Here is a 5,587-nt window from a genome sequence, read left to right on the forward strand (position 1 = left end):
GGCCCCATTCCGCATTCTGCTCGGCCTGTTCTGCCTGCTGGTCGCCGTGTGGCTGGTGATGCCGACGCTGGTCATCATCCCAATGTCGTTCAACGAGAAGAAGTCGCTTGCCTTCCCGCCGTCCGGCTTCTCCTGGCAGTGGTACGCGAATTTCTTCACCAATCCCGATTGGCTGTCGAGCTTCTTCAATTCGCTCAGGGTCGCGGGCCTCGTCGCCGTCGCCGCTACGCTGATCGGCACGCTGGCGTCGCTTGGCCTCAGCCGCATGAAACATGCCGGCGCCGGCCTGCTGCGCGCCATCCTGATCACGCCGATGATCGTACCCGGCGTGGTGCTGGCCATCGGCATCTATGCCGTCTATCTCGACTACCAACTCGTCGGCACTACCACCGGCTTCGTCATCGCGCACACGATGCTGGCGATCCCCTTCGTCATCATCGCCGTGTCGGCGAGCCTCGAAGTCTTCGACGTGCGGCTGGAGACGGCGGCGGCAAGCCTCGGCGCCGACCGCTTCACCACCTTCCGCACCGTGACCTTGCCGCTGATCGCGCCGGGCATCCTGTCGGGGCTCTTGTTTGCCTTCGTCACCTCCTTCGATGAAATCATCGTCGCGCTGTTCATCACCAGCCCGTACCTGAAGACCCTGCCGGTGCAGATCTTCACCAGCATCACCCGCGACGCAGACCCGACCGTGACGGCGGTCGGAACCATCATCTTCATTGCCACGACGCTGATCATCAGCGCCGGGCTGATCATCAGCTCGAAATCGACGAGGAGTTGAGATGACTGCGAGGGAACGTGGCGCGGCCATCGACATCAAGGGCGCAACCAAGCGTTACGGCAATTTCACCGCGCTCGACGATGTCAGCCTGCATATCGAGCCGGGCGAGTTCATGACGCTGCTCGGACCCAGCGGCTCGGGCAAGACCACCACGCTCAACGTCGTCGCGGGTTTCACCGACCTCACCGCCGGCGACCTCGCCGTCGGCGGCAAAAGCATCGTCGCTCTGCCGGCGCACAAGCGCAACATCGGCGTCGTCTTTCAGCATTACGCGCTGTTTCCGCACATGACGGTCGGCAAGAACGTCGCCTATCCCCTCACCTTGCGCGGCATGGACAAGCCGGCGCGAGATCGCCAAGTCGCGCGCGCCCTCGATATGGTCAAGATGGCCGATTTCGCGCATCGCTATCCAGCCGAACTCTCTGGCGGCCAGCAGCAGCGCGTGGCGCTGGCGCGCGCCATCGTCTTCGATCCGCCGCTGCTCCTGATGGACGAGCCGCTCGGCGCGCTCGACAAAAAACTGCGCGAATGGCTGCAGCTGGAAATCAAGCGTATCCACCGCGAACTCGGCACCACCTTCGTCTACGTCACGCATGATCAGGAAGAGGCCCTGGTGCTTTCCGACCGCATCGCCGTGTTCAACCAGGGACGCATCGAACAGGTGGGAACGGGCCGCCAGCTCTATGACGAGCCGACGACCTTGTTCGTAGCGAAGTTCATCGGCGAATCGACCAGCCTGCGCGGCGATGCCCAGACGTCCGGAAACGAGACCAGCCTGACGATCGCCGGCCAGAAGATCGTTGCCGGCGGCAAGCTCGCCGGCGGCCAGAAGCCGGTGGTCCTGCTGCGACCGGAAAAGCTCTCGCTTGCCAGCGCAAAAACGCCTTTGACCGCAGGGCAGAACAGCCTCACCGGTGAAGTCAGCGAGGCGATCTATCTGGGGTCGGGTTCGAAATACCAGGTGACGCTTCGCGATGGCTCGGTCGCCATCGTGCGCTCGTCGCTGGAAGCCGCACCGTTCTCGATTGGTGACACAGTCGATCTGCGCTGGTCCGTCGTCGATGCAAAACTTCTTGCCGACGACAACCGCGCCGACATGACGATGACCTGACCGCTCTTTTTCCCCGCAGGATTTTTAGACATGGACGCCAAAGTCAACGGCAACGTCTCGTTCTGGTATGCCGACATCGGCCTGCCGGCCTATCGCGCGCCGCTCCCGGGGGATATCGAAGCCGATGTCTGCATCGTCGGCGCCGGCTACACCGGGCTGTGGACGGCCTACTATCTGAAGAAGGCCGATCCTTCGATCCGCATCGCCATCGTCGAGCGGGAGTTCGCCGGCTTCGGCGCGTCGGGCCGCAATGGCGGCTGGCTGTCCGGCGGCTTCAGCTGGTCGCGCGAGAAATATCTGCAGATGTCGACGCGCGGCGCCGTCATCGACATGGAAACCGCCATGCATGGCACGGTCGATGAAGTGATCAAGGTGACCGAGGCCGAAGGCATTGATGCCGACATCCGCCGCGTCGACAATCTGACGGTCGCCACCAACCCGCCGCAGCTCGAACGGATCAAGGCCGCCTATGCCGATGCGATCGGCTGGAGCGTACCGCAGGACCGCGTCAGCCTGATTGGCCAGGAAGAGGCCAAGGCCCGCATCAACATCAAAAATGTGCTTGGCGGTTATATCCACCACGGCACCGCGCGCGTGCAGCCGGCCAAGCTGGTGCGCGGCCTGTCCGAAGCCGTCGAGCGGCTCGGCGTGCCGATCTATGAACAGACCACCGTGACCGGCATCGAGAAGGGCAAGGTCACGACGAACCGCGGCACCGTGCGCGCACCGATCATCATCCGCGCCACCGAAGGGTTCACGGCCGGCATCTCGGGCAATGAGCGGCTCTGGCTGCCGCTCAACAGCGCGCAGATCATCACCGAGCCGCTGCCGCAGTCGCTGTGGGACGAGATCGGCTGGCAAGGCCATGAGCTCCTGGGCGACGCCGCGCACGCCTATTGCTACGCGCAGCGCACCAGGGAAGGCCGCATCACCATGGGCGGGCGCGGCGTGCCGTATCGCTACGGCTCACAGACCGACGTGCGCGGCCAGACGCAGCAGGCGACCATCGAAAGCCTGCACGCCATCCTCATCCGCCTTCTGCCGCAGACAGCCAGGCTTCGCATCGACCACGCCTGGTGCGGTGTGCTCGGCGTCCCGCGCGACTGGTGCACGACGGCTGGTCTCGACCTTGAGACCGGCATTGGCTGGGCCGGCGGCTATGTCGGGCTCGGCGTGTCGAGCTCCAACCTTTCAGGCCGCACGCTGCGTGATCTCATCTTGCGCCGCGACACCGAACTGACCCGCCTGCCCTGGGTCAACCGCAAGGTCAGCAAATGGGAGCCCGAGCCGATGCGCTGGCTCGGTGTCCACTCGATGTACCAGCTCTACCGCGTCGCCGACGAGCGCGAGGAGGCCGGCCTCCAGCACACGTCGAAACTGGCCGCGATCGCCGACCGCATCACCGGGCATTGAGCCTTCGGAACGATTCCAAAAACCTTCTGCATTTTCAGTGCCTGCCTGGAGACCCGCCATGACCGACTTTCAGACCTTCGCCCATCTCGCCGCTATCGATCTCGGCGAGCCCGAGCCCAAGCCGACCTCGATCAGCGGCAATCAGCTCGAAGCGTCGAAGACGCTGTGGACGTCGCCGGACGGCACACTGGAAGTCGGCGTCTGGGAATGCACGCCGGGCCGGTTCACCGCATCGCGCGACAGCAATTCCGAAACCTGCCACATCGTCTCAGGACGGGTCTCGCTGCATAGTCCCGATGGCCGCAGCGAGGATGTTGGCGCCGGCGAAATGCTGGTGCTGCCGAAAGGCTGGAAAGGCGAATGGACGATCCACGAGAAGACGCGCAAGCTCTATATCCTGCACTTCGAAGCGTGAGCCGGCTGGAACAGCCGCTACTCGTCGTCTGAACGATCATCCCCGGTGACAGCAGGCTTGCCTTCTATCGCTTGCCGCAAGGCGTCGTTGATGCGGTCCTGCCAGCCAGGACCATCCTCCTGGAAATGGTCCAGCACGGCGCGGTCGATCCGGATCGAAACAAGCTCCCTGACACCCGGAGCGGCCGTAGGCTCGCGGACCGGGGCGACCGGCTTCTTCACCGGCTTGAAAGCCGCTTCGGCGGCAGTCATCGGATTTGTCGGTCGGCGCGGGGGATTTGCCATTTGGATGACCCTGACTGAAGACGATTCGTGCTGACGCTGCACGCTTGCGCCACCATAGCCCAACAAGCACCGTCGCGCAGGCCCCTTGGCGAGGACAATCACTCGGCTGCTTGGAGACTCTGTGCGTCGACAATAACCCTAATCTCGGCGCGGCATGAGCCGCAATTCGTGCCGGCATGCAGGGCCGCGCCGATTGCCGCGACGCTGCCGCAGCCGCGGCGCACCGCTTCCGCGATCTGGTTGGCGCCGACGCCGAAACAGGAACAGACGATGGCGCCGCGGTCGACATCGATCCCGCCCGGCCGCCCGGCCACGATCGCCAGCCTGCCGCGCCGGTCGACATGATCGGCGCTCAGCTGTTCCGCCGCCCAGCCGCGCGACACGGCGACCGGGCCGGGCGCGACGAACAGGGCGCCTGACAATCGATCGCCGTCGAAGGCGGCGATGCGATGCTGGCCGGCGTCGCTGTCATGATAGGCTGACATTTCGGCACCCGCTGACGCGCCGAACAGTGACCCGGCAAAGCCGGCCCAGTCGATGTCGTCATCGGCAAAGGCCAATTCGACCCGCCAGCCGCCGTTACATTTGGCCACCGCCCAGTAGGCCGCGGTATCAGGCGCCGGCCTCTGCCGCGTCACGGCGAAGCCAAAGGCTTTAGCAGCGAATTTCTCGATGCGGACTGCGACATGTTTCAGCGCCGGCTGGCCGGAAATGGGATCGGTCAGCGGCGCAGTCAGCGTGTCGAGCCGGCCCTTCGCGGCAAACTGATCGGTCCAGTGCATTGGCGCAAACAGGCTGCCCTGGCGCTGGCGTGCCGTCACCAGAGCGCGCACCAGCACGTCGCCGCGCGGGCTGGAAACGCGCGCGATGTCGGCGTCGCCGATGCCGAAGCGTTGCGCATCCACCGGGTGGATTTCGACGAAGGGCTCGGCGATGTGCTGCGACAGCCGCGGGCTTTTGCCCGTCCGTGTCATGGTGTGCCAATGATCGCGGATACGGCCGGTGTTGAGGATCAGCGGATAGTCGGGGCTGGTGCGGATTTCCGTGGTTGGGCGGATCGCAATGAAGCGCGCCTTGCGGTCGGGTGTGAAATAGCCGCCGTCGGCGAAGAAGCGAATAGGTTGGAGCTCAGTCGTACCGACCCCCTCTGGCCTGCCGGCCATCTCCCCCTCGAGGGGGGAGATCAGCTCGCCGCTCGGCTTTCGCCAATCTCCTGCGCTGCTGGATGTGCGCAGGCCGCGAAGCTGCGTATCTCCCCCCTCGAGGGGGAGATGGCCGGCAGGCCAGAAGGGGTCGGCACGACTGGGCGCTGGCCACTGGAACGGTTCAAGTGCCTCATACCCCTCCCCATCGATCTCCCCATAAGCGCCAATATCGAAATCCCGCGCGCCGTCATTCTCGAACCCCGACAAAGCGGCGTGCTCGGCAAAAACCTCCCCCGGGGTCTCATAGGAAAACGCCCCGCCAAACCCCATCCGCATGCCCACCTCGGCGACAATCAGCCAGTCGGGCCTTGCCTCGCCGGGCATGGGCAAAAAAGCGCGTTGGCGTGAGATGCGGCGCTCGGAATTGGTGACGGTGCC

Annotated in this window: 6 protein-coding genes; 4 read left to right on the plus strand and 2 right to left on the minus strand. The window is 64.8% G+C overall.

Annotation, left to right across the window (positions count from 1 at the left end):
• Nucleotides 1-13: 13 nt before the first annotated feature.
• Genes EN935_RS20105 through EN935_RS20120 form a run of 4 tightly spaced genes read left to right on the plus strand, consistent with a single transcriptional unit; the run spans nucleotide 14 to nucleotide 3,720 of the window.
• A complete protein-coding gene (locus EN935_RS20105; protein ID WP_245489009.1) occupies nucleotides 14-781 on the plus strand; it encodes an ABC transporter permease in 768 nt (255 codons plus the stop codon).
• A 1-nt stretch (nucleotide 782) separates the two neighbouring features.
• Nucleotides 783-1,892 carry an ABC transporter ATP-binding protein gene (locus EN935_RS20110; RefSeq protein ID WP_127373556.1) on the plus strand — a complete coding sequence of 370 codons (1,110 nt, stop codon included), beginning with the start codon at nucleotides 783-785 and terminating at the stop codon, nucleotides 1,890-1,892.
• Nucleotides 1,893-1,922: 30 nt separating this feature from the next.
• Nucleotides 1,923-3,305, plus strand: a complete 1,383-nt coding sequence (locus tag EN935_RS20115; protein ID WP_109660205.1) for an FAD-binding oxidoreductase — start codon at nucleotides 1,923-1,925, stop codon at nucleotides 3,303-3,305.
• Between the two features lie 58 nt (nucleotides 3,306-3,363).
• Nucleotides 3,364-3,720, plus strand: coding sequence for a cupin domain-containing protein (locus EN935_RS20120; RefSeq protein WP_109660203.1), 357 nt, complete (start codon nucleotides 3,364-3,366; stop codon nucleotides 3,718-3,720).
• A 17-nt stretch (nucleotides 3,721-3,737) separates the two neighbouring features.
• Here the strand turns inward: EN935_RS20120 and EN935_RS20125 are convergent, their stop codons facing one another.
• On the minus strand, nucleotides 3,738-4,004 hold the full coding sequence (locus EN935_RS20125) for a BrnA antitoxin family protein (RefSeq protein WP_109660201.1): 267 nt from the start codon (nucleotides 4,002-4,004) through the stop codon (nucleotides 3,738-3,740).
• Nucleotides 4,005-4,102: 98 nt separating this feature from the next.
• On the minus strand, nucleotides 4,103-5,587 hold a 1,485-nt coding region (locus EN935_RS20130; protein ID WP_245489008.1), incomplete at its 5' end, for a molybdopterin dinucleotide binding domain-containing protein.

It is taken from the genome of Mesorhizobium sp. M7D.F.Ca.US.004.03.1.1 (assembly GCF_003998635.1).
Taxonomy (GTDB): domain Bacteria; phylum Pseudomonadota; class Alphaproteobacteria; order Rhizobiales; family Rhizobiaceae; genus Mesorhizobium; species Mesorhizobium loti.

Coding starts and splice junctions, on each gene's coding strand:
- EN935_RS20110 (WP_127373556.1), top strand. CDS start 783: ATGACTGCGAGGGAACGTGGCGCGGCCATCGACATCAAGGGCGCAACC.
- EN935_RS20115 (WP_109660205.1), top strand. CDS start 1,923: ATGGACGCCAAAGTCAACGGCAACGTCTCGTTCTGGTATGCCGACATC.
- EN935_RS20120 (WP_109660203.1), top strand. CDS start 3,364: ATGACCGACTTTCAGACCTTCGCCCATCTCGCCGCTATCGATCTCGGC.
- EN935_RS20125 (WP_109660201.1), bottom strand. CDS start 4,004: ATGGCAAATCCCCCGCGCCGACCGACAAATCCGATGACTGCCGCCGAA.